This is a genomic window from Halomonas huangheensis (genome assembly GCF_001431725.1).
GTDB lineage: Bacteria > Pseudomonadota > Gammaproteobacteria > Pseudomonadales > Halomonadaceae > Halomonas > Halomonas huangheensis.
The window spans coordinates 641,730-665,884 of the sequence record NZ_CP013106.1 but is presented as its reverse complement, the minus strand read 5'-3'; the positions used below and the strand labels follow the sequence as shown (position 1 = coordinate 665,884).

Here is a 24,155-nt window from a genome sequence, read left to right as displayed (position 1 = left end):
CCCATGGCCCCTCGCAAGAATCCACCAAGCAAACGCGGCGCCACAACCAGCCGCAAACGCACCAAAGCCTCCCCACAGGGGCGTGGACTGCCTGGCTGGTTGTGGGCAGCCGTGGGGGTCGCTGCCGGCTTTCTGCTGGCTCACCACCAGAATGGCACGGCTCCGTGGCAGGACGAACACTCTCCTATTGCAGCAGTGTTGCCCAAACCCAGTTCCTCTGCCCCGAACAGCGGTTCTACTGAAGGCAGCGGCACCGCCGACAGCAAGGAACCTCCAGCACCGACGTTTGAGTTCTATACGTTGTTACCTGATACCGAGGTGATTGCGGACACAGATGTTCCGGCGTCCAGGGCTCAGCGCCCCGAAGCGGCTCAACGTCCCGAAGCCGCTGAGCCGCCTGAGAAAGAGAACGAAGGCATCTCCGACAATGACCCGATTGCCGCGCTGATCACCGCCAATGCCAGCACCAGCACCAGCACCAACAACAGCAACCGCGCCCCGGAGACTGCCAGCAACAGTAGCGACAGCCGACGTTACATGCTGCAGGCCGCTTCCTTCCGCCAGATGAATGATGCTCGCCAACTGGCCGACCGTCTGAAAGGCTTTGGCCTGCTGGCCAAGATCAGCGACGTGGAAGTCACCGGCGGCGCCACTTGGCACCGAGTCCAGGTCGGGCCGTATGACGACCGCAACGAACTGGCTCGCGCCCAGGACCTGATGAGCACTCAGGGCATCGAGCCGTTGTTGATACAGCTACAGAACTAGCACCAGCGGCAAGTGAGCCTCCCGCGCAGGATCGGCTCCCATGCCAATTCTGGAGCTGCCGCGGCTTGAGCATATGAGTGCTGCTCAGCTCAGTACGTCCGGTGGTCCATCAGTGTCGCGCTGCCAGCGACAGGTGTCAGCACCTTGTTCGAAAGTCGACCAGGTGTCTGACGCCTCCTTCAGGGCCGGATCATTTTCTCCGAGGGCGGCTCTCTTCCATGCCAGCCCCAGGTGGAAAAAAACCGGCAAGTACCATAACTTGAAACCAGCAAAGAGCCTCCGTCTACCGGATTCCACATGAAGTGGCACAGAGGTACGCATGGACAACCACAAGACGTACTGCCCCACCATCAACCTTACAGGGCTGACAGCGATCATTCTGAGCATGGCATTCCTGTTACCGTCCAGAACGCTGGCAGCAGACAACGACTATCCCACCGCAGCACGGGTGGACTATGTGATCGGTTGCATGGCGGCCAATGGCCAGGACCATCTCACCATGCAGCAATGTTCCTGCAGCATCGACGTGATTGCCGAACAGCTCCCCTATGACGACTATGAAGCGGTGGCAACAGTAATGGGGATGCAGGAACAGCGCGGCGAGATGGGGGTCTTGTTTCGTACCGAGCGCAGCATGCAGGACGACGTAGAACACTTTCGCAGCGTTCAGGCCGACGCCGACCTACGCTGTTTCTGAGGGTATCCCCGGTGGCTCACACCATGATCTCCAGAATACTGGGGGGCCTGCTGCTCAGCCTTGCGGCAGACATCAGTGCCTCGTTCGGGGCAGAGCCCGACTCATCCGCCCAGGGCGAACGGGTGTTCCGCAACCAGTGCCAGGGCTGTCACTCACTGGAGCCTGGGGTTCACATCGCAGGTCCCAGTCTGCATGGCGTGGTGGGACGCAATGCAGGGACCGTTGCTGATTTCGAATACTCAGCGCCCCTGCAACAGGCCCAACTGGTCTGGACACCTGAGGTACTCGACCGCTTTCTCGCCGCCCCGGATGACTTTCTTCCCGGCACCCGCATGGTGTTCTGGGGCCTGGACGAGGACTCCCGGCACCTGCTGATCGATTACCTGGAATGGGTCGGCAAACGCTAGTGTGGCGGATACATGCGCACAGCAACGTGACTCACTCTCGCCCACCCTTGCGCGCGGCCATCCCGCGCGCTGGATTATAGGCAAGAATAGCCAGCCCAAGCAGGACCGCAGTGGTCGCCAGAGCTATCAACGTAGCGCCGAGATTGAACTGCTCATACAGTGTGAAGCGAATCATTTCCACCGCATGGGTAAAAGGGTTCAAAGCGGCCACCTGATAGACCAGGTAACTCCCCTCACGAATCCGCCACAGGGGATAAAGCGCCGAGGAGAGGAAGAACATCGGAAAGATCACGAAATTCATGATGCCAGCGAAGTTCTCCAACTGACGCACGAATGACGACAGCAACATGCCCAGCGCCCCGACCATGAACCCCGTCACGATCAACGCTGGCAGTATCAGTACATAGCCCATCAATGGGGCCTGCACCCCGTAGAGGTAGGCAATTGCAAGGAACACATAGACCTGAACGATAGACACCATGGTCCCGGCCAGCAGTTTGCAGATCAACAGGTACCATCGCGGAAAGGGGCTGACCAGCAGCACACGCATGCTGCCCATCTCTCGGTCGTAGACCATCGACAGCGAACTCTGCATGCCGTTGAAGAGCTGGATCATGCCCACCAGCCCCGGCACGATATAGACCTCGTAGAGGATATAGGTCTGATAGGGCTCGGTCATGGCCACGCCCAATGCCATGCGAAAACCCGCGGCGAAGACGAACAGCCAGACCAATGGTCTGACCAGCGCAGCCACGAAGCGCGAGCGCTGGTGCACGAAACGCAGCAACTCACGACCGACGACGCCACGAAGGCAGTGAGCATAAGCCACCAGACTCATGCCAGCTCTCCTTCCGTCAACCGCTTGAAGGCATCACCGATCGACTCGGACCGGGTCTGGACGATGACATCAGCGACGCTGCCATCGGCGCAAATGTGCCCATGGTCCAGCACTATTACACGATCTTCGGGGTAGACTTCATCGATCAGGTGAGTAGCCCACAGCACTGCCACGCCCTGCTCCCGGCTCAAGCGGTGAACATGCTCCACCAGGGTACGACGAGAGGTGATATCCAGGCCCACTGTTGGCTCGTCCAACAGCAGCAGACGCGGCTCGTGCAGCAGGCCCCGAGCAATCTCCACTCGCCGACGTTGCCCGCCGGACAGATGCCGCACTCGTAGCCGCAAGCTGTCCTGCATGTCGAGGCGGGAGAGCTGCTGCTCAGCTCGCCGACGTGCCTCTCCCGGTGTCATACCGTGCAAAGCGCCATGATAGGCGAGGTTCTGCGCAACCGTGAGGTCCTGATCCAGAGTGGGCTGCTGGAACACCACGCCCATCTGCGCATGGGCCTGAACCGACTCACGACGCAGATCATGACCTCCGACGCGAATTGTGCCCTGACGATGGTCGTAGAGGCGCGTGATCAAGGAAAACAACGTGCTCTTGCCCGCACCATTAGGGCCAAGCAGCACCGCGCACTCCCCCGCCTTCAGCTCGAAGGACACCGATTCAAGTACCGGCTGACCACTGTAGCTGAAGCTCAGGCCCTGCACATCGAGAACGACAGGCCGATGTCGCTCACCGGCAGTCGGCCCATCGCTGGCAGTAGACGGCGTTTCGCTGTTCTCATCGGTCACGGTTCGACAATCACTCCCCAGGGGAAGCGCCCAACGGGAATCGAACGGATTGCTTCGAAGCCGTCAACGTCGATCACGGTAACGTCGCCACTGACTCCATTGGTGGTGTACAGACGACTTTCATCAGCATTGAGTGCCAGATGCCAGACCCGCTGTCCCACCAGAATGTAGTCGAGGACTTCATAGGTTTGCTGATCGATCATCGCGACTCGATTCGAGGGCCCCAACGCCACGAAGCCATAGCGGCCATCCGAGGTCAGCGCCACCCCGACTGCCTGCACTGTTTCGCGCGGCACGCCCGGCACATCGAAGCGAATGGTGTGCTTGACGTCGAAGGTGTCCTGCATATCGATAACCGACACTGTGGCACCGATCTCCGCCGATACCCAAGCCTCATCCCCCTCGTGGTTGAACTCGACATGTCGCGGACGAGCGCCCATCAGCCGATGGTAGACCGCCTCCATTTCGTCGAGATCAATGATATGCGCCATGTTGGAGGTTTCACTGGTGGCAATCAGCCATTTGCCATCAGGGCTGATACCCAACCCCTCGGGTTCGATACCGACGGGAATCTCCGTGACCCGCGTGCGCTGCTCGTAATCCAGTACCGAAACGATATTGTCGTCCTCGTTCGAGACATAGACATAGGGTCGATGGGGGTCGACGCGGATCACCTCGGGATCTTCGCCCGACGATTGACTGCGCACCACCTGCAGCGTCTCGAGATCGATCATATCGATCGCCTCATCGTCGCCCACTGCTACGAACAGCTCACTGCCATCGCTGCTGAACGCCATGGCTCGTGGGCGGCGCCCAACCTTGATGGTTTCCACCACCTCCAGCGTCACGCCATCGATCACCGAGACCGTATTGTCCTTCTCGTTGGAGACGAATACCCGTTCGGCGTGAGCCGCCAGTGGTAACAGCCACAAGGCGACAAGGACGAAACCCTGCACGACGCTCATCGGCATGCTCCCGGGGCCTGCCGCAGGAGATCGACTGGATGACCATGCTAGAAACGACATTGAGATTCCCCTTCATCGGCGCCCAGAGAGTCCAGTGGAGTTCGCGGATGCAGATAGCCCTCCTGAGGCGACACCGAAGCCACCATGCGCGGTCCGGTGATCAGGATCGGCTGGCGTAACTGGTGATTCCAGGTACGAAAGCTCACCGGCAGCCCCAGATACCCCGCCAGTTCGAACTCGTCACTGAGCATGTAGTTGAGCACCTCGTCGCGGGCCACAGAATCGGTTCTGGCCGATGACTCGCCCAACGAACGCACCGCCAACCAGGCGGCAAAGTCTCGAGGCGTCATCCAGCGATCGGCCTTTTCCTCGAAGCGACGCTGTAACTGCACGCCCCCCCAGGATTCATGAGCACGATGCCAGGCCGTCGCCTTCAGGCCCTGAGTGCCGGCCACCGGACGAGGCAGCCATGTCTGGTAGGGAAAGTACTCTCCGAAGTAGTCGTTCTCATCGGCGATGACCAACACATCGTGATCAGCGAAATCCTGCACGAACACTGGGATCTCGCGCTGGATGGCATGGAAACCACCCTCAGCCCGACGCGACATGGGATCGTGAGGCCACATCTTCTCGCCAACGACCTCCTGGCCAAAACGCTGGGCGGCTTCGCCAAGCGCCTCTGCCAGTAGACGATCCTCATCGGTATTGCCGTACACCAGCGCCCAGCGATCCCACTGCTTGTACCCCAGAAACTGCGCCAGCGCATCGGCCAGCATGCGCCGACTGGGCGTGGTGTGGAAAAGATTCGGATGACACGCCTCTCCACGCAGCGCATTGTCGGGCGCAGCGACATTGAACACGACCCTGTCTCCCAGCGCGGGGATTTCCATAAGCGCTTCGAGGTCATCGCGGGGCAACCCGCTGATGATCCATTCCGCGCCCTGGTCAAGCAGCTCCTGAAGCCCCTCTTCTATATCGCTGTCCCGCGACATGGTGACCTCGACGAACACGAATTCCTGGCCCAGGAACTGGCCGGCCGCATTGTTATCGTCAATGGCCAGCCGTGCACCCTGCACTCCCTCATCGTCAATCACCGGATCGAGTACCGACAGGGGCTCCCACTCTTCGTCTCTCTCCAGCCCCAGATAGCCCACGGTGATGGTGTCACTCTGCGGGTCGGTTTGCTGCGCCCCGACACCGCTGGCCAGACCGAATGTTGCCAATACCCCCAGCAACGCCATCCGCGCTGCCTGCATCATTGCCCTCATGCCCATGGAATTCGACCCCATATAGTTCGGGCTCATCCTGTCCTGGCCCGCGCCGTCCTGACGTTCATGATCGACCATCTGCACACTGCCCCCCACGTCCATGAGTGATCCTGTCGTGGATCACATTTCTGCCCTGATCGCGCCTACCATTCGACTCAACTCTTCCTCGAGTAGGTACGGCTTCTCGCATAATGCGGGCAGGGTTTGCTGACGCAGCTCGAAGGTCCGCTGTTCCCAGTGCAACTCCTGCTGCAGGCGTTCGATATCACTAGCACTGGCCTCTTGCGATGCCCGCATGGCTTCCAGTTCATCGACCATGCCAGAGACGCGCTCCAGACGACTGAGCTGACCTCTAGAGGCACTGCGGATACGCTCGATAATGCGGCCACGCTCGCTATTGACCCGCTCGAATAGACCGGCAAACAGCAGGGTAAGTCGCCGCTCGCGCTCGGCTTGCGGACCGCTCGCCACCTGCTCGACGAACTCGTGGACCCGCTTGATGGCATCGTCTCGAGACGTTTCACGAGAGGTTGCAAAACGCACCACACGCCCGACTTCCTCGTCCTCCCACCATTGCTGGTCCAGTTCCTTCGGAGATGGCCCGGCCCACATGGTGCCCCAGGCCAGCTCAGGAATCAGACGCTGTACACAGGGCCAGTCGGGCGGCCCGGTCGCAGCACGCTGTGCCTGGGCGTCCGACAGCCCGATGCTCAGCAGCATCAGCGTCACAAAAAATCCCGGCCCCCAGCCGCGCAGATCAATCATCATCGCTTCCCCCTGGAGATGTGGCGGGAGGGATCAATTGGCCATGCTGGTCGAGCAGCGGCACACCGTAATCCGCGAGGATGGCATTGATGTCGTCCTGGCGACGATCAATGAAATCATTGATGGTGTCTTTCCAGTGCGGTTCGCCTTGCCGCACTCCCATGGTAATGCGATAGGTGAGACGAGCATCGGTGCTGTCATCGACCAACGGGATCACCTTGAGCGGAGGATCCTGACGCGCGGCGAAATACCCGGCAATCGGCCCCCATAGCACCGCGCCTTCGGTCACGCCCGAAGCGACATCCTCCACGGCATTCCTCGCCGGCGTTCTGACCCGAGTGTCGGTCTGCAATACATACCCTTCAATGCGGGCTCCGGCACGCCGTAGTGCCACAAGAGGAGGAGTCTCGGACACCACGCCAATATGTCGCCCCGCCAGGGCCGCGTCGTCCAGAGAGGTCACCTCGAGAGGTGAGTCTTGAGGAACGACCAGCGAGTAGACCGAGCGGTAATAATCACGGGTGTTCTGCACGAAACCGTATCCGGCCACCACTCCGATGATCACATCACAGACGCGCAGTTGCAGAGTGTTACGCACGAAGCCCATAACCTGAGGCGCCCACACGTACCCCAGCTCCAGGCCCAGATCATCGGCCATCAACTCGGCGATGCGATTCTCGAAGCCCTCACCCTGTTGGTTGGTAAACGGCAGGTTGTTGCCGTCGGCACAGACACGCAATTGATTGCGCTCCGTCAGTTCCGGCACATCGGCACTCACCTTGCCGGAAAGGCCAACCAACCAAACCACAAGGAAGCCCAATAGCAGGAAGCCGTAACGCCTGGCATTACCCCACTTTGGCCTACTCTCCACCAGGGCCACCAGATATTGCCGTCCCAATGGCGACACCATCACACGTCATCGCTTCTGGATTCTTCCTCGGACGCATCCTCCATGACCTCGGGGCGCCCTCGCTCGATGTCATCGGCGGCGCGCGCTTTTAGATAACTGTAGATATTTTCGAGGTTATTCATCACATTGGGATCATCAGCGAACGCCGGCATGACCAGACCGGGCTGTATCTCCATTCCGCCTGCAACCGTCCCTGCAAAGTCAGCAAAGGTCCGGCTCTTCACTCTTTCCTTCAGGCTCGGAGCGAACGATGAGCCCATTCCATCGGGACCATGGCAGGCCTGACAGACTCGGGAATAGGTAAGGTAACCATCGTAGGTGCCTTGATCGACCTTGCCGTCGACGATGGTATAGTCCCCTGCCTCGGAGGTATCATCGGCAGCCTCCTTGTCACCTTCAGACTTCTGTCCCTGTTCGTGCTGGCCACTGGAAGCCTCCTCAGCCTGCGCTGTCGCTATACCTCCTGTCGCAAGCAGCGCTCCCAAAACACCTGCTCCCAAAACTCCTTTTCCCAAAATATCTTTTCCAAAAACACCAAGGGCCACGACAACCAACCAACGTGAGATCACGGTCACAATCATTCCAGGCACCTTACTCGCTATATCGAGCTCCCCGCCGCTGGCACTTGCGCCGAGCTATGCTCGATGTTCGACATCGGGGTGATGGCCCAGGGCTGGGCCCGGGTCATGGCACAGGGTTTTCCCCTGTGCCATGAGTGATGCTGCGGTAACGAGGGTTGTTGACCAACGGACATCAGGCGTCCGGCAATGCAAACACCGTCAGGATACCGCCCAGTTCGGTGTAGTCCTTGAGAGCTGCGAACGCACTGACTGCGCCCAACCCCTCTTCAGGATCCTGTAGACCGGCCGCTAGACCGATACCCGCCCAGCCGCCAACGCCGGACAGTACCGCAACGTACTGTTTGCCTTGATGCTGGAATGTATTGATATTGCCAATGATTCCGGAGGGAGTCTTGAAGCGCCACAACTCCTCACCAGTCTCGATGTTCACCGCCTTTACGTACCCTTCCAGTGTGCCGTAGAAAGCCAGGTCACCAGCCGTGGCCAGAGCACCGCTCCATACGGCAAAGCGCTCATCGGTCTTCCAGACGACCTCACCGGCAGCCGGATCCCAGGCGATGAAGCTACCCATACGGCCTTCCATGTCTCCTTCCTGGAGGGGGGCCGGCATCATGGTCAAGGTGGCGCCGACATAAGGTTGGCCAGCGACGTATTCGGTCTCGAAAGGTTCGTAGTTCATGCAGATGCGGTTGATACCGGCATAGATCAGGCCGGTTTCGGGGGAATAGGCGCTTGGCTGCATATTCTTGGCGCCCATGGCGGTGGGACAGATGTCGGTGGTGTTGACATCAACCCCTTGCCGGAAGGTACTGAACTCCTCGTTGACCACCGGGCGACCGGTCTCCATATCGTAGCTGTCCGCCCAATTGGTCTCCGGGGCGAACTTCTCGGCCACCAGCAATTCACCGCTCTCGCGATCGAGCAGGAAACCGAAGCCGGTACGATCGATGATCGCCAGGCCCTTGCGCTGCTCGCCCTCGAACTCGACATCAATCAACTGATTCTCGTTGACGCCATCATAATCCCATTCGTCGAAGGGCACTTTCTGATAGACCCATTTCACCTCCCCGGTATTGGGGTCTCGGGCAAATACCGTAATCGCCCACTTATTGTCAGCGGGTTCGCCATCGATGGTGCGTTGTTCCGGGTTCCAGGTGCCGGGGTTACCAGTACCGTAGTAGATCAGGTCCAGCTCCGGGTCGTAGGTGACCCAGCCCCACGGGGCACCGCCACCGCGCTCCCACTCTCCTTCTGGCCAGGTCGACACGCCCAGATCCGCTTCACCAATCGGTTCGCCCAGCATGGTGGTAGTCTCGGGATCGATCAGCACCTCATCATCGGGACCATTGGAGTAACCACGCCACTCCATATCACCGGTCTCGACGTTGTAGGCTGTCATATGGCCGCGGACACCGAACTCGCCACCACTGATCCCCATGATCACCTTGTCATGAACCACCAGCGGCGACATGGTGTTGGACTCACCCTTGGTATGGTCGCCGTTACTGACTTCCCACAGCTTTTCGCCCGTTTCAGCGTCCAGCGCGACCAGGGTGTTGTCGGCCTGTCCCAGGAAGAGACGTCCATCCGCATAGGCAAGGCCACGGTTGACGGTGTCGCAACACATCACCGGGATGACACGCGAATCCTGGTCGGGCTCATAGCTCCAGACAACGCGACCATCGTCCTCCAGATCCAGGGCAAATACCTTGTTGGGAAATGGAGTGTGGATATACAAACGGCCATCGCCAACATAAAGCGGACCACCTTCATGACCACGCAGAACACCCGTGGAGAACTGCCACTGCGCGCGCAGGTCAGACACGTTATCGCGATTGATCTGGTCCAGAAGGCTGTAGCGATTTCCTTGATAATTGCCGAGCTGTGTAGCCCAGAGTTCTGGGTTTTCCTGTAGTTCAAGTTGATTCTGATTGGCGTGGACTGCCGTCACGGTTAGAAGCCCTATCGCCGCTATTGTGCAACTTATCTCCCGTAGCATGGCATCGTCTCCAGTGTTCTGAGTTGCAGTGCCCCGAACCCGGTTCACTGCTTGTAGTTATTTGACTTACTGCCAGTGCACTAGAAGGTCTAGCACAAGATGGAACCTTGAGTAGGGGTGTCTGGACCGATTCAGGCCCACAGCCAGACAAAAGACTATTGCTCCTGAGCAACAATGATCGGGAATTCGTCCAGGCTATATGACAAGAATCTGTCAACGAATTAATTTCCATGGCGTTTTATCGGAAATGCCGGATAGAGAACCTGTTGCCTTGACCTCCCCAATACAACGCACTAAGACTTAGGTTGAAAGGCAACTCTGTTGCACCGTGCTGTACTACTCAGAGGAAATGCCGAACCCGGCATGCCATGAGGAGAATGTCTATGTGGACCAAACCGGCTTATACCGACCTGCGTCTTGGCTTTGAGGTCACTCTCTACATTGCCAATCGCTGATTGTCAGTCGCCCGCAAGACGCTCCGGAACTCGGGGCGTCTTGCGTTGGTGATGAAGGAAAAGAGCAAGATGGATGGCAATCGATTTCCAACAAGGATGACAAGGCATGCACGTCCTGGTACTGGGCTCAGCAGCGGGAGGAGGTTTTCCACAATGGAACTGCAACTGCCATAACTGTCATGGTCTGCGCCATGGCGAGATAAAGACACGAGCACGCACCCAGTCCTCGATCGCCATCAGCAGCGACGGCGAACGCTGGCTGCTGTGTAATGCCTCTCCGGATATCCGGGCCCAGATTGCGGCCAACCAGGAACTCCACCCCAGACACGGACCTCGCGACACGGGAATCGCAGGTGTCCTGCTGGTCGACGGCCAGATCGATCACGTTACCGGGCTGCTGTCTCTGCGCGAGGGTTGTCCACTGGATGTCTGGTGTACCCCCAATGTGCATCAGGACCTGAGCACCGGCTTTCCACTTTTCCCCATGCTGGAGCACTGGCAAGGAGGGTTGCGCTGGCAACCGATCGGCGTCGACGCTGACCACTCCACGGCGCGTTTTACCGTCGCTCCCTGCCCCGGTCTGGTGTTCACCGCCGTTGCCTTGACCAGCAATGCACCGCCCTATTCGCCACGCCGTGGTGCTCCCACCGCGGGTGACAATATCGGCCTGTATATCGAGGATACCGTGAAAGGCACTTCGCTCTTCTATGCGCCGGGGCTGGGAGAATTCGATGATCCGCTGCGCGCCAGGTTGGCTGACGCCGACAGCGTGTTGGTTGACGGAACCCTATGGCATGACGACGAACTTCCCCGCGCGGGAGTCGGACAAGCCACCGGCCAGGATATGGGGCACCTGGCGCTGGCGGCCCCCCAGGGACTATTGAGTGAGCTGGATGCCTTGCCGCGCTCGACGCGACGGATCCTTATCCATATCAACAACACCAATCCGATTCTCGACGAAGCGTCACCCCAGCGGGCCGAGCTCGAAGCCAGAGGAATCGACGTGGCCTACGACGGCATGCGTCTTGAGGTGTAAACATTGCCACAGGCCAGTCATCATTTCCCGGGGCTCACGCTGGTCCAATCGCCCTGGTTCAATCGCCCTGGTCCAATCACCCTGTTCCAATCACCCTGGTCCAGTTAGTGACGGCAATCGCAGCGCTCAACTCGGGAGACCTTCACCATGCCATCGCTTACATCTCCATTCACGACGTCCTCCCCCTTCGATAACCGGACAGAAGGCCAGGCCCTCGACCAAACAGCATTCCGTGCCGCCTTGCTCGCCAAGGGCGACTATTACCATACCCACCATCCCTATCAGGTCGACATGGCGGAAGGCCGCGCTACTCCCGAGCAGATCCGTGGCTGGGTGGCCAACCGCTTCTACTACCAGGTGATGATTCCGCAGAAGGATGCTGCGCTGCTGGCCAACTGCCCAGACGCCGACACACGCCGTCGCTGGGTTCAGCGCTTACTCGACCATGACGGCCACGGCGACGACACGGGCGGTATCGAGGCCTGGCTGACACTGGGAGAAGCCGTGGGCCTGACGCGTGAAGAACTATGGTCTCAGGAGTACGTGTTGCCGGGAGTTCGTTTCGCAGTGGATGCCTATATCAACTTCGTGCGACGGGCCGACTGGCGTGAAGCGGCGATTTCGTCGCTCACTGAGTTGTTCGCTCCCCAGGCACATCAGAGTCGTCTGGCTACCTGGCCCGAGCACTACCCATGGATCGATGAGACCGGCTATACGTATTTCCGTAAACGGCTGGGCGAGGCACGTCGCGACGTCGAGCATGGTCTGGAACTGGCGCTGGCCATCTGCACCACCTTGCCCGCACAGCAGCGAGCGCTGGAGATTCTGCAGTTCAAGCTCGATGTGCTGTGGAGCATGCTTGATGCCATGACCCTGGCCTATCAGCTCGATCGTCCGCCCTATCACACCGTTACCCAACAGCGCGTCTATCACCGGGGGTTGGCATGAGCGAGGCAATCGATAGATCGACCGTCTACCGACTACGCCCGGGCTGGCGCCTGCAATGGGAAGAAGCCCAGCAGTGTCACGTACTGCTCTATCCTGAAGGTATGGTGCAACTCAATGAAAGTGCCGGCGCCATTCTGACGTTGCTCGACGGCAAGCGTGACGTCGCCGCGCTGATTGCCGAGCTTGAGCGCCGCTATCCTCAGGCACCTGTTCAGGAACTTGCCCAGGACGTGGAGGAGTTTCTGCACGATGCCTCCAACCAGGGGTGGATCCACCATGGCTGAACGTCCTGTCGCACAAGGTCCCTCCTCACCGGGCCGCCCGCTATGGCTACTGGCCGAGCTGACCTATCGCTGTCCGCTGCAGTGTTCGTATTGCTCCAACCCCTTGGACTTCGCCGCCCAACACAACGAGCTCAGCACCGACGAATGGATCGATGCGATGCGCCAGGCTCGTGCCATGGGTGCAGTGCAACTGGGCTTCTCCGGCGGAGAGCCATTGGTCCGCCAGGACCTCGAGACACTGGTCGCAGAAGCCCGCAAGCTGGGTTTCTACACCAACCTGATCACTTCGGCACTGGGTCTCAACGAGACACGTATCGGGGCCCTGCGCGAGGCTGGACTCGACCATATCCAGATCAGCCTGCAGGCCGGTGATGCCGACGTCGCCGCGGCTGTGGCCGGCTCGCCCAAGGCCCATGCGAAGAAGCTGGCCATGGCCCGTGCGGTCAAGGCAGCCGGGTACCCAATGGTGCTCAACGTCGTTCTGCACCGCCACAACATCGACGATATCGACGCCATTATCGCGCTCTGCGATGACCTAGGTGCCGATGCCGTCGAACTCGCCAATTGCCAGCTCTATGGCTGGGCGCATCTCAACCGAACCGGCCTTCTACCGAGTCGCGAACAGCTTGAGGCCGCCGAGGCCACCACTCAGCGCTGGCGTGAGGCACTATCTGCCCGAGGTCGCGACATGCGCCTGCTGTTCGTGGTACCGGATTATTACGCCGAGCGACCCAAGGCCTGCATGGGCGGTTGGGGCGCCATCTTCATGACCGTCGCCCCGGATGGCACGGTTCTGCCGTGCCACAGCGCGCGGATCCTGCCGATGACATTTCCGTCAGTGCGCGAGCAGTCGCTGGAGACGATCTGGTACGAGAGCTTCGCCTTCAACCGTTTCCGTGGCGACGCCTGGATGCCCGCGCCCTGCCGCGATTGCGATGAGCGCCACCAGGATTTCGGCGGCTGCCGCTGCCAGGCCTATCTACTGACCGGAGACCCTACGGCCACTGATCCTGTCTGCGCGCTATCGCCCGATCACTCCCTGATCGAGGCTGCCCGTGAAGAAGCGGCTGCTGACCAACGTTCGGCCCACGAGCTGACACCACGTAATACCCACGAATCGAAGGTGTTCTGCCGTGCATGAATGACCGCGAACTTCAGGATTTCGACAATGATCTGTGTCAGGCGGCGCTGCCTGCCGATGGACTCAGTGATCTGCGAGCCAATCAGGCCGGAGCCTTTTGGCTGGCCGCCGACCCGACAACCGGACGGCGACGACTCTGGCACTGGGTGAACGATCGCGCTCGCCCTCTGACACCGCCCGAACTGGACGTCACCAGCCGCGTCAATGGCTATGGCGGCGGTGCCCATGCGTACCTCGACGGCACAGTGATCTTCGTTGCCGATGACACACAAAGGCTCTACCGTCAGTCGCTGACAGGGGCAGAGCCCCATCTCTGGTGGTCACTACCCGATACCCGCTATGGAGGACTGACCGCCGACCCCCGGCGCCAGCGTCTACTGGCTGTCGAGGAACAGGGCAGCGCGCGAAAGGCAACACAACGCCTTGTCGCGCTGAGCGACAACGAGCGTATCGTTCTGTCCGAAGAGGCCGATTTCCATGGTGCCCCTGCACTCTCACCGAATGGGCAGCGGCTGGCGTGGGTAGAATGGGCATTCCCCCATATGCCATGGCAACGCGCGCACCTTGTCATCGCCGATCTCGATCCCGGCGGTCGTATCCTGCACCGGCAGACCTGGGATGGCGGCGGTGCAGTAACCCAACCCTGTTTCTCCGGTGATGGAAAACTGGTGGTCATCAGCGACCACTGCGGCTGGTGGCAGCCCTACCGCATCGAAGGTGGCCGCGCCTACCCGCTCGGTAAGCACCCAGCCGACCATGTCCCTACACCCTGGCAACTCGGCGAATGTCATCACCTATGGCCTGACCGCCACACAGGCCTGCTGCTGCGCTTCCGTCAAGGCGCCGCGCAGACGGTGCAGGTCGATGGTCTCGGGCGCGACCACCATCGGCTGTTGTCCGATGCCACGCGAGTGATAGGCCTGGCGACAGCTGAAGGATGGCTGTATGCCATAACCCAAGGGCCGAGTCACGCCGCACGGCTCGCCCGTGTGGACCTGAGCACGGGCCATCAGCAGACACTCCATGCACAACCGACTCCGGTCGATGCCCCGTCACCGACCTACATCAGCGCGCCACTGCCCGATGACGAACATGTCACGGCATTTGTCTATCTTCCCGACGCTACCGATGGCGCGCTTCCGCCACTGATCATGCGTGTGCATGGTGGTCCTACCGCCGCATGCTATCCGGTGTTCGACCCATTGATTCGCTGGTGGACTCGACAGGGATACGCCGTGGCAGACCTCAACCCACGCGGGAGCGGTAACTTCGGGCGAGCCTTTCGCGAACGCCTCGCCGGTCAATGGGGCCGGCTGGATGTCGAAGATGCGATTGCCATGGCCGACGAACTGATCGCCCGCCGCCTCGTCGACCCAGGGCGTCTGTTTCTGCGCGGCCAGAGCGCCGGCGGCTTCACGGTGCTCAATACCCTGGCCAGCACTCGACGCTTCTGTGCTGGCGCCAGTCTCTACGGCGTTACCGATGCACAGCGCTTGGCGTCAATGACCCATCGCTTTGAATCGAAGTACCTTGATTGGCTACTGGGCGATGACCGAGCCAGGCAAGAGGCCAGCCCGATCAACCGGCTCAACGACTTCTCCGCCCCGATCATCTTCTTTCAGGGGAGCCTGGATGCGGTGGTACTCCCCGACCAGACGTTGTCCATGGCCAGGGCCTTGCGTCAGCGGCAGATCACGGCTGAGGTCGTAGTGTTTCCCGATGAAGGCCATGGCATCCGTCACCCGAGCAACCGACAACGTCTGATTGCTCGTGAACTGGCCTTTTTCACCGCTCAGGGTGGGACGGTTTCATGAATACACCTCCCGAACTCAATCTCCTCCCGTTCACAGACCTGCCAATGGGTAGTCGCTTCGCCGAGCGCCATCTCGACAATGGGGCTCGGCTGGTGGCGATCGAGGTTCCCACTGCACGTCAGGTACGCCTGGTCGCAGCGATCGGAGCCGGCGCTCTCGATGAACCCACAACCCATCTCGGGCTGGCCCACCTACTCGAGCACTCACTTTTTCTGGGCTCGGATTGCCACCCCCACCCCGGCGACTTCGCCGCATGGGTCGGCGCTCAGGGTGGGCGCTACAACGCCCACACCGACGAAGCCGTCACCGATATCCACCTTACCCTGCCCCCCGACACCGCAGAGGCTGGGCTCGAACGCCTACTGGATATAGTGGTCCGGCCCCAACTGGCCCGGAACAATATCGCTCACGAAATCAACGTTATCGAGGCCGAGTTCCAGGCGCGTCTGGCCGATCCGGCATTACATCGCCAGGCTGCACTCTCGCGCCTCTATCTCCCTGCGCACCCCGCCCATCACAACCACCATGGTTGCCGTCGCAGTCTCGGCGCGAACCTCGACGAGCTGCACAAGGCGCTCGTTCACTTCCACGCCAGCCATTACCGCGCCAATCGCCTGAGTCTGGTGATGCTCGGCCCCCAACCACTGGAACGCCAACTGGAGCAGATGACCACCGCTGCGTGTTCCATTGCGGGCGGTGCCGAGCGCCCGGCCGAGCGCTGTTGGCGCTGGGCCCGACCAGCGCGGATACAGTGGTGTCTACCTCCCGGCTGCACGGCGGGTAAGCCAACCCTCGAGCTCTTGTGGCCACTGCCTGTCACGCTGACAGCGATGCAGCGGCTAGCCCATGAACAACTGGCCCGCGCCCTGGGCAATGGCGAACTGACCACCACCCTGCAGCACCACGCGGCCATTACCGAGCTCACGGCCAGCCTGGTACCAGATGCCAGCCCCTCCGCCCTATCGCTATCGCTGACACTGACTCCAACCGGTCAGCGACAAGTCGAGACCGTCCTGGCCACCTGCCAGACACACTTACAGCATCTGGCCAGGCGCCTGACCACCGTTCCATCACCACCTCTGGCGTCTGACATCACCCAGCACGATCTCGACACCTGGCCAATAACTCTGGCCCGTCGTCTTGCCGTCAGCCAATCGGCGCTCCGGCCCCCGACAACAGAAGAGTCGAATATTGAGGCAATCGAGCAACTGGTCGCCTGGCTGGATAGCGAATCCTGTCGAGTGCTCGAGCAATCACCTCGTTCGACCATGATGAACGACCTGGTGCCGGAAACTCGCACGCCCTTTCTCCACTACCCACCAAGTGACAACACCTGCATGTCCTGGCCGCTTCGAACACCACCGTTCGTTGCGCAGCGCAAGTTGCTGGACGACGACGTTTCACCGGCACCGGGCCTGATCGAAGACAATGATTCACTCGTCTTATGGTGGGGTGGCGGGCCTCCAGCCCCTGATGCTTTCTACGGTCTGGCCTGGCCGGCACCGGTATCCGGGCAGTCCGAACGGCTGACCCTATGGCAGCAATCCACACTGCCTCTGCGTCAGACGATCGCTCCACGCCTGGTCATGACGCTGGGCTACGATGTCCACAGTGACTGGCTATGGGTTCGAGGCGAGGCTTCACGACTTGAATCCTGTCTTAGCCAGGCACTGTCCGGCTGGCTCTCCTGCACCAGTACCGAATGCGCAGGCACCGACCCCGAAGCACCAACCGCATCGGGCGGACTGATTGCCCAGCGCCTGTTGACATGCCTGGAAACCCAGCCACCTCCTGTTCAAGCCACTGACTCACGAATTCTGGCATGGGTCGGCGGCACGTTCGGTGCTGCCGAAGCACTTGCCAGTTGTCAGCGCCTGATGGCCCACCTCTCGAAGGCCAGTCCTGTGCCCTCGAGCAAGGCCAGTCCTCCTTGCCCATTGCCGGCATGCGGCAACATCGCAACCGGCCCCACCCGTTGGCTCACGCCCCAGGGAGATGACCGGACACTGATGCTGCAGGTGGATGCTCCTGACGATAGCCCGACGAGTCAGGCGCTCTTTCAGATGCTTGCCCAGTGTCACGATGCCGCTTTCCAACGGGAACTGCGGCAACGTCGAGGTCTGGGCTATGTGGCGGCAGTGCGCTATCGAGAGGCCCATGGCTGGCCCCGCCTGGGCTATGTGGTGCAGTCGCCTCATGCCGATATCACGACGCTGCGCGATGCTGTGTGTGACTTTCTGAACGCCCATTGCCAAGCCCTGGCACAGTTGGACGGCACTCGCTTCGCCGCGCGCCGCGCCAGCCTGCTCGCCCAGTGCGGGCCTCCGGAAGTCCACTCCGAGGCGCTGTCGCGAACCTGGCAGGCCCTACGCCGAAGGAAGGGGCATCTGGCGGCCTGGGAAACCCAGCGTCAGGCACTCGCAGACCTGACGCCCGGCAAACTTGCAGCCACCGCCGAGGCCTTGGTGACAGGCGCGCTACCGGCACTCTGGTGGGCCCACTCGCCATCATTCCCAGGCGTCACGGACGGCATCTGACGGCTCCGGAGAGCGCAGTACAACACCCGTGGTTTCCAAAGCTCTGGATCATCCATTCGCTCTGTCCGCGCCACGCAGGCCACGAGTATGGCATCGGAAAGCAGATTGACTTGCCGCTCATGGCTCATCGCATCTCTTGAATTCTGTCTTCCCCGCCCGCATCTCCTTGCCAATTGCATTCTGACGAGGGAGTTCATCCCCTCGAAAGTCACCGGGAAGTTCATTTCCCACAAGGAGAATTCTCCATGACCACAATCGTTTCCGTGCGCCGTGGCGACCAGGTTGCACTGGCGGGTGATGGCCAGGTATCACTGGGCAACACCGTGATGAAGGGTAACGCCAGCAAGGTACGTCGCCTCTATCACGGCCAGGTGCTGGCCGGTTTTGCCGGTGGCACGGCGGATGCCTTCACGCTGTTCGAACGTTTTGAAGCCCAGTTGGAAAAGTATCAGGGCAACCTGGTGAAGGCTGCAGTGGAGCTGGCCAAGGACTGGCGCACCGATCGTGCACTGCGTCGCCTCGAAGCACTGCTGGCTGTTGCCGACAGCAAAGCCTCGCTGATCATCACCGGTAACGGCGATGTGGTAGAACCTGAGCGCGGCATCATTGCCATCGGCTCAGGCGGCAATTTCGCCCTTTCTGCCGCACGCGCGCTACTCGACAACACTGACCTCAGCGCTCGCGAGATTACCGAGAAGTCGTTGGAAATTGCTGGCGACATCTGCGTGTTTACCAACCACAACGTGACGCTGGAAGAGCTTTGATCATGACCCAGATGACGCCCCGTGAAATCGTCCACGCCCTGGACCAGTACATCGTCGGCCAGCAGGACGCCAAGCGCGCCGTAGCCATTGCCTTGCGCAACCGCTGGCGTCGCATGCAGCTCGATGGCGAGCTGCGCCAGGAAGTCACACCCAAGAATATCCTGATGATCGGCCCGACCGGTGTCGGCAAGACCGAGATCGCTCGCCGCCTGGCCAAGCTGGCCAAGGCCCCGTTCATCAAGGTCGAAGCGACCAAGTTCACCGAAGTGGGTTACGTCGGCCGCGATGTCGAATCGATCATCCGCGACCTGACCGAAGCCGCGATCAAGCTGGTCCGCGAACAAGCCAAGGCAGAAGTCGGCCACCGTGCCGAAGATGCCGCCGAGGATCGCGTCCTCGATGCGCTGCTGCCACCGCCGCGAGGTCAGGAAAACGAGCCGCGCGAGGACTCCTCGACCCGCCAGGTGTTCCGCAAGAAGCTGCGTGAAGGCCAGCTGGATGACAAGGAAATCGACGTTCAGGTCTCCGCTCAGGGACCCAATATCGACATCCAGACACCGCCGGGCATGGAAGAGATGACCCAGCAACTGTCGAGCCTGTTCTCCGGCATGGGGCGCGGCAAGACCGAGACCCGCAAGGTGACGGTCCGTGAGGCGCTGACGCTACTGCGTGATGAGGAAGCCGGCAAGCTGGTCAATGAAGACGACATCAAGACACGTGCCATCGAAGCCGTCGAGCAGAACGGCATCGTGTTCCTCGACGAGATCGACAAGGTCGCCAAGGGTAGCGGTCAGTCCAGCGGTGGTGAAGTCTCCCGCGAAGGCGTGCAGCGTGATCTGTTACCACTGATCGAAGGCTCCACGGTGTCGACCAAGTACGGCATGGTCAAGACCGACCACATCCTGTTCATCGCCTCTGGTGCCTTCCATCTGGCGCGTCCTTCGGACCTGATTCCGGAACTCCAGGGTCGCCTGCCGATCCGTGTTGAACTTTCGGCACTGACACCGGATGACTTCAAGCGCATCCTGACTGAGCCTTCTGCGGCATTGACTCGTCAGTACGAGGCACTGCTGAAGACCGATGGGCTCGAGGTCGAATTCACCGAAGATGGTATCGAGCGTATCGCCGAGATCGCCTACAACGTCAACGAAGGCACCGAGAACATCGGCGCCCGTCGTCTACACACGGTCATGGAGCGGCTGCTCGAGGAAGCCTCGTTCAAGGGTTCCGATATCGGTAGCCCGTTGATGATCGACCGCGCCTATGTCGACTCCCAACTCGGCGAGCTGGCCATGGACGAAGACCTGTCACGGTATATCCTCTAAGGGTAACCCGCGCATAGGAGCTACGAGCGTCGAGCCGCGGAGTTCACGACAGCTTACGACTCGAGCTGCTCGTAGCTCGTAGCTCGTAGCTCGTAGCTCGTAGCTCGTAGCTCGTAGCTCGTAGCTCGTAGCTCGTAGCTCGTAGCTCGTAGCTCAAAGGAGTTTTCCATGACCACTCCCGTTCCGACACGGATTCATTACCACCGCAAGGCCAGGGAACTCGAAGTCGGTTATGCCGATGGCAGTACCCATCACCTGTCGGTGGAATATCTACGTGTCTACTCACCGTCCGCGGAGGTACGCGGGCATGGTGGCGAAACGGCTACTCTGCAGGTCGGAAAGAAACATGTCGGGCTGCTCGACATCACCCAGGCTGGCCGCTACGCACTCAAGTTGCACTTCGATGATGGCCACGATAGCGGCCTCTACAGCTGGGAATATCTATACTCCCTGATCGAACATCAACAGGCCAACTGGGAAGACTATCTCAAGCGCCTGGAAGAAGCCGGAGCCTCACGGGAGGCGCTGGGAATCGAGATCAAGCAATTGTAAGCTCCGGGCTCCGAGCGACAGGCTGCGAGTAGTCCAGCGCTTCCGCAACAAACCGAAGTTCGGGATACTGTCGCACACAGCCTGCTCGAAGCTCACCGCTGTGGGGTTCACTTACAGCTGTTGGCTTACAGCTTACGGTTCGAGCGACTCGCTGGATCGAAGACAACCCCTCCTCGGCAAGGCTACAATGGCTCCCACCAATAGTCTCCACCCAGTCTTCACTACGGCCTCGAGGCCTTATCCAGCGACAGCTCAGGAGCTCCATGGACAAGCGCACCACTCATTTCGGATTTCAGGATGTGCCGGTTGAGGAAAAGGCCTCTCGTGTAGCGGATGTCTTCCACTCCGTGGCCGCTCGCTACGACGTGATGAATGACCTGATGTCCTTCGGCATCCACCGTGTGTGGAAACGCCTGACCATCGAACGCGCCGGAGTACGGCCAGGCCACAAGGTATTGGATATCGCCGGTGGCACCGGGGATCTGGCGCTCAAGTTCTCGCGCATCGTCGGCCCCACCGGCAAGGTCATCCTCGCTGATATCAATGCCTCCATGCTCAACGTTGGTCGCGACAAACTGATCGACAACGGTGCGGGCGGCAACGTCGATTACGTGCAGGCCAATGCCGAATGCCTGCCGTTCCCCGACAACACCTTCGATTGCATCACTATCGCCTTCGGTCTGCGCAATGTGACCGACAAGGACAAGGCACTGGCCTCCATGGCGCGCATTCTCAAGCCTGGTGGCCGCCTGCTGGTACTCGAATTCTCCAAGCCACCCAACCCATTATTGAGCAAGGCCTACGACGAATATTCCTTCCGTCTGCTACCACGCATGGGTGAAATGGTCGCCGGTGATGCCGACAGCTATCGCTATCTCGCTGAGTCGATTCGCATGCATCCGGACCAGCAGACGCTAAAGGGCATGATGGAGACGGCAGGCCTCGAGCGTGTCGAATTCACCAATCTCACGGGTGGTATCGTCGCCCTGCACCGCGGCATCAAGCTATGAGGGCACCATGGCGTTGATCCCGACCCTGGTACTGGCCGGCATTGAAAAGACGCTCAATTCCCTGCTGTCCCGAGACCCAGCAGCACCGACCAGACTGAGCAAGCTGGCCGGTCAGCGAATTCTGCTGCGCCTCGAGTCTCCTCAACTGGCGCTGGTGCTCGCTTACCACGCGCAAGGCATCGATCTCATGCACGCCGATGCCCTGGAGATGATGGACGACGATCAGGATTACGATGCCGTGGTCGAGGTCGATAGCGAGGGCCTGGCTGCGTTGGCCAGCGGCGCGGAGATGGAGCGCCTGATGTTCGAAGGCCGTCTTGCCGTACGCGGTCGGGTTCACCTTCTTGAAGCCACCCGCGACCTGTTGCTGGACCTGGACCTCGACTGGGAGGCGGAGATGGCACGTTGGCTCGGTGATGTTCCCGCTCATCAATTGGCGGAGGGTCTGAGAGGACTATCACGCTGGGGAATTCGCACCCAGAGAGAATTGCGCAGCGATATCTCGGAGTATGTTTTCGAAGAAGCTCGCTGGTTGCCAGGGCGTCAGCAATTCGAATCGTTGCGCGACTTGTTGATTGACCTTGAGCAAGCTACCGATCGTGTCGAAGCACGCCTCGCACGCTTGCATCGTTTGCTTGATGCGGAGGGAGGGCTGTCCTGATGATATTCCGTCCACTGCGCATCCTTTGGGTAGTCACGCGCTACCGTCTCGACACCTTGTTACCGCTGCACAAGCTGCCCTGGGCACTTCGCCTGATGTTTCAGTGGTCGCCGCTGCGCTTGATTCCCGTTGGTGACCGCTCACGGGGAGAAAGATTGCGTCTGTCGCTGGAAGCGCTGGGGCCAATCTTCGTTAAATTCGGCCAGATGCTGTCGACGCGACGCGACCTGTTTCCCGGGGATATCGCCGATGAGCTCAAGCGGCTTCAGGATCAGGTGCCCCCCTTCCCCGGTGAACAAGCCGAACAGCTGATCGAGGAAGCCCTCGGCATGCCGCTGCACGAAGCGTTTGCCGACTTCTCCCGCGAGCCCCTGGCCTCGGCATCGATTGCTCAAGTGCACGCTGCCACACTGCCGGATGGCAGCGAAGTCGTCGCCAAGGTAATACGCCCTGGCATCGACAAGGTCATGCGTCAGGACATGTCGTTGATGTACCTGCTGGCACGAGCCCTGCAATGCGTCCCCGAAGCACGCCGCCTGCATCCAGTGGAAGTGGTCCGCGACTACGAAGTCACGTTGTTCGACGAACTCGACCTGACCAAGGAAGCCGCCAACACCTCGCAACTGAAGCGTAACTTCCACCGTTCACCGCTGCTTTATGTGCCAGCCATCCACTGGAACCTGACACGCCAGCGCGTCATGGTTCAGGAGCGCATCCATGGCGTGCCGGTTGCCGATATCGAAGCACTGAAGGCGCAGCACACCGATCTCAAGCGGCTTGCCGAGCGCGGCGTGGAAATCTTCTTCACCCAGGTGTTTCGCGACAACTTCTTCCATGCTGACATGCACCCCGGCAACATCTTCGTCGACCGCGAGAATCCCCAGGACCCGCAGTATATCGCTATCGACTGCGGCATCGTCGGCAGTTTGACGCGTGAGGATCAGGACTACCTCGCCCGAAACCTGCTGGCCTTCTTCCACCAGGATTACTATGAGGTGGCAGCGCTACATATAGAGTCCGGCTGGGTCGCCGAGGACACTCGCGCCAACGAGTTTGCCGCTGCGGTACGCACGGTCTGTGAACCCATTCTCGAGAAGCCACTCAAGGATATTTCCTTCGGCCAGGTATTGCTGGGACTGTTTCAGACCGCACGACGCTTCAATATGGAAGTACAACCTCAGTTGGTCCTGCTGCAGAAGACACTGCTCAACATCGAAGGCCTGGGACGGCAGCTGTATCCCGACCTCGACCTGTGGGCAACGGCCAAGCCATTTCTCGAGCGTTGGATGAAGGAGCGTGCTGGTGCCCATGGCCTGTGGGAGTCCTTCAAGCGTCAAGCTCCCGAATTGACACGCCAGTTGCCTGAGCTTCCGGTGCTCGCTCACCGCGCCCTATCACAGACGGAGAAGCGCTCCCAACAGCTCGGTGATCAAACCAGGGCTCTGAGTAGCGTTCAGACTCAACTCCGCCAACAGACTCGCCGCTCCCGACGAACACGCATCGGCCTGGCTCTGGTGGCACTGGCACTGGCCTGGCAACCGCTGACCAACTGGCTCGATGGTCAGCCCTGGCAAATTCTGGTGGCAGCCGCAGTGGGCACCCTGCTGCTGATCTGGAATTGACCGACTGGAACTGA

General features: G+C 60.3%; 24 protein-coding genes. 16 read left to right on the top strand and 8 right to left on the bottom strand.

What is annotated here, in order from left to right; all coding sequences use genetic code 11:
- Nucleotides 1-3 precede the first annotated feature (3 nt).
- The 3 genes from AR456_RS03100 (at nucleotide 4) to AR456_RS03090 (ending at nucleotide 1,869) form a co-directional block, all read left to right on the top strand.
- The gene (locus tag AR456_RS03100; protein ID WP_021819886.1) at nucleotides 4-765 is read left to right on the top strand and encodes an SPOR domain-containing protein; all 762 of its coding nucleotides are present in this window, start codon (nucleotides 4-6) and stop codon (nucleotides 763-765) included.
- Between the two features lie 319 nt (nucleotides 766-1,084).
- Nucleotides 1,085-1,462: a hypothetical protein gene (locus AR456_RS03095; protein ID WP_051995769.1), complete on the top strand. Its 378-nt coding sequence runs from the start codon at nucleotides 1,085-1,087 to the stop codon at nucleotides 1,460-1,462.
- Nucleotides 1,463-1,485: 23 nt separating this feature from the next.
- A complete protein-coding gene (locus AR456_RS03090; RefSeq protein WP_021819883.1) occupies nucleotides 1,486-1,869 on the top strand; it encodes a c-type cytochrome in 384 nt (127 codons plus the stop codon).
- A 31-nt stretch (nucleotides 1,870-1,900) separates the two neighbouring features.
- Here the strand turns inward: AR456_RS03090 and AR456_RS03085 are convergent, their stop codons facing one another.
- The 8 genes from AR456_RS03085 to AR456_RS03050 all read right to left on the bottom strand — a co-directional run bounded on the left by AR456_RS03085 (nucleotide 1,901) and on the right by AR456_RS03050 (nucleotide 9,992).
- Nucleotides 1,901-2,707 (bottom strand): ABC transporter permease, encoded by an 807-nt coding sequence (locus AR456_RS03085; RefSeq protein ID WP_021819882.1) that lies wholly within the window; start codon nucleotides 2,705-2,707, stop codon nucleotides 1,901-1,903.
- Complete coding sequence (locus tag AR456_RS03080) at nucleotides 2,704-3,504, bottom strand: ATP-binding cassette domain-containing protein (RefSeq protein WP_021819881.1); 801 nt, start codon at nucleotides 3,502-3,504, stop codon at nucleotides 2,704-2,706. Before AR456_RS03080 ends, AR456_RS03085 begins: the two co-directional genes overlap by 4 nt.
- Nucleotides 3,501-4,469, bottom strand: coding sequence for a PQQ-dependent catabolism-associated beta-propeller protein (locus tag AR456_RS03075; protein WP_021819880.1), 969 nt, complete (start codon nucleotides 4,467-4,469; stop codon nucleotides 3,501-3,503). The genes AR456_RS03080 and AR456_RS03075 overlap by 4 nt, the downstream gene beginning before the upstream one ends.
- A gap of 47 nt (nucleotides 4,470-4,516) precedes the next feature.
- Nucleotides 4,517-5,839 carry an ABC transporter substrate-binding protein gene (locus AR456_RS03070; RefSeq protein WP_021819879.1) on the bottom strand — a complete coding sequence of 441 codons (1,323 nt, stop codon included), beginning with the start codon at nucleotides 5,837-5,839 and terminating at the stop codon, nucleotides 4,517-4,519.
- A gap of 18 nt (nucleotides 5,840-5,857) precedes the next feature.
- Nucleotides 5,858-6,505: a hypothetical protein gene (locus AR456_RS03065; protein ID WP_021819878.1), complete on the bottom strand. Its 648-nt coding sequence runs from the start codon at nucleotides 6,503-6,505 to the stop codon at nucleotides 5,858-5,860.
- Entirely contained in the window at nucleotides 6,495-7,412 is a 918-nt protein-coding gene (locus tag AR456_RS03060) for a quinoprotein dehydrogenase-associated putative ABC transporter substrate-binding protein (protein WP_021819877.1), read from the bottom strand. Before AR456_RS03060 ends, AR456_RS03065 begins: the two co-directional genes overlap by 11 nt.
- Nucleotides 7,412-7,993 (bottom strand): c-type cytochrome, encoded by a 582-nt coding sequence (locus AR456_RS03055; RefSeq protein WP_021819876.1) that lies wholly within the window; start codon nucleotides 7,991-7,993, stop codon nucleotides 7,412-7,414. Before AR456_RS03055 ends, AR456_RS03060 begins: the two co-directional genes overlap by 1 nt.
- 172 nt (nucleotides 7,994-8,165) lie before the next feature.
- Entirely contained in the window at nucleotides 8,166-9,992 is a 1,827-nt protein-coding gene (locus AR456_RS03050) for a methanol/ethanol family PQQ-dependent dehydrogenase (RefSeq protein WP_031208339.1), read from the bottom strand.
- A 383-nt stretch (nucleotides 9,993-10,375) separates the two neighbouring features.
- Between AR456_RS03050 and pqqA the strand changes: the two genes are divergently transcribed.
- From pqqA to ubiB, 13 genes are all read left to right on the top strand, one after another.
- Nucleotides 10,376-10,447, top strand: a complete 72-nt coding sequence (pqqA, locus tag AR456_RS20800) for a pyrroloquinoline quinone precursor peptide PqqA (protein WP_092569372.1) — start codon at nucleotides 10,376-10,378, stop codon at nucleotides 10,445-10,447.
- 106 nt (nucleotides 10,448-10,553) lie between these two features.
- Nucleotides 10,554-11,483, top strand: coding sequence for a pyrroloquinoline quinone biosynthesis protein PqqB (pqqB, locus tag AR456_RS03045; RefSeq protein ID WP_021819874.1), 930 nt, complete (start codon nucleotides 10,554-10,556; stop codon nucleotides 11,481-11,483).
- Between the two features lie 147 nt (nucleotides 11,484-11,630).
- Complete coding sequence (gene pqqC / locus AR456_RS03040) at nucleotides 11,631-12,431, top strand: pyrroloquinoline-quinone synthase PqqC (RefSeq protein ID WP_021819873.1); 801 nt, start codon at nucleotides 11,631-11,633, stop codon at nucleotides 12,429-12,431.
- Entirely contained in the window at nucleotides 12,428-12,715 is a 288-nt protein-coding gene (gene pqqD, locus AR456_RS03035) for a pyrroloquinoline quinone biosynthesis peptide chaperone PqqD (protein WP_021819872.1), read from the top strand. Before pqqC ends, pqqD begins: the two co-directional genes overlap by 4 nt.
- Nucleotides 12,708-13,856, top strand: a complete 1,149-nt coding sequence (pqqE, locus tag AR456_RS03030) for a pyrroloquinoline quinone biosynthesis protein PqqE (protein ID WP_021819871.1) — start codon at nucleotides 12,708-12,710, stop codon at nucleotides 13,854-13,856. Before pqqD ends, pqqE begins: the two co-directional genes overlap by 8 nt.
- A complete protein-coding gene (locus tag AR456_RS03025; protein ID WP_021819870.1) occupies nucleotides 13,853-15,670 on the top strand; it encodes a prolyl oligopeptidase family serine peptidase in 1,818 nt (605 codons plus the stop codon). Before pqqE ends, AR456_RS03025 begins: the two co-directional genes overlap by 4 nt.
- Nucleotides 15,667-18,207: an insulinase family protein gene (locus tag AR456_RS03020; protein ID WP_021819869.1), complete on the top strand. Its 2,541-nt coding sequence runs from the start codon at nucleotides 15,667-15,669 to the stop codon at nucleotides 18,205-18,207. Before AR456_RS03025 ends, AR456_RS03020 begins: the two co-directional genes overlap by 4 nt.
- A gap of 245 nt (nucleotides 18,208-18,452) precedes the next feature.
- Nucleotides 18,453-18,971, top strand: a complete 519-nt coding sequence (gene hslV, locus AR456_RS03015; RefSeq protein WP_021819868.1) for an ATP-dependent protease subunit HslV — start codon at nucleotides 18,453-18,455, stop codon at nucleotides 18,969-18,971.
- A 2-nt stretch (nucleotides 18,972-18,973) separates the two neighbouring features.
- Complete coding sequence (gene hslU / locus AR456_RS03010) at nucleotides 18,974-20,296, top strand: ATP-dependent protease ATPase subunit HslU (protein ID WP_031208333.1); 1,323 nt, start codon at nucleotides 18,974-18,976, stop codon at nucleotides 20,294-20,296.
- A gap of 168 nt (nucleotides 20,297-20,464) precedes the next feature.
- The gene (locus tag AR456_RS03005; protein ID WP_021819865.1) at nucleotides 20,465-20,848 is read left to right on the top strand and encodes a gamma-butyrobetaine hydroxylase family protein; all 384 of its coding nucleotides are present in this window, start codon (nucleotides 20,465-20,467) and stop codon (nucleotides 20,846-20,848) included.
- A 263-nt stretch (nucleotides 20,849-21,111) separates the two neighbouring features.
- Nucleotides 21,112-21,858, top strand: coding sequence for a bifunctional demethylmenaquinone methyltransferase/2-methoxy-6-polyprenyl-1,4-benzoquinol methylase UbiE (gene ubiE, locus AR456_RS03000; RefSeq protein ID WP_021819864.1), 747 nt, complete (start codon nucleotides 21,112-21,114; stop codon nucleotides 21,856-21,858).
- 7 nt (nucleotides 21,859-21,865) lie between these two features.
- Complete coding sequence (locus AR456_RS02995; protein WP_021819863.1) at nucleotides 21,866-22,519, top strand: ubiquinone biosynthesis accessory factor UbiJ; 654 nt, start codon at nucleotides 21,866-21,868, stop codon at nucleotides 22,517-22,519.
- On the top strand, nucleotides 22,519-24,141 hold the full coding sequence (gene ubiB / locus AR456_RS02990) for a ubiquinone biosynthesis regulatory protein kinase UbiB (protein WP_021819862.1): 1,623 nt from the start codon (nucleotides 22,519-22,521) through the stop codon (nucleotides 24,139-24,141). Before AR456_RS02995 ends, ubiB begins: the two co-directional genes overlap by 1 nt.
- Nucleotides 24,142-24,155 lie beyond the last annotated feature (14 nt).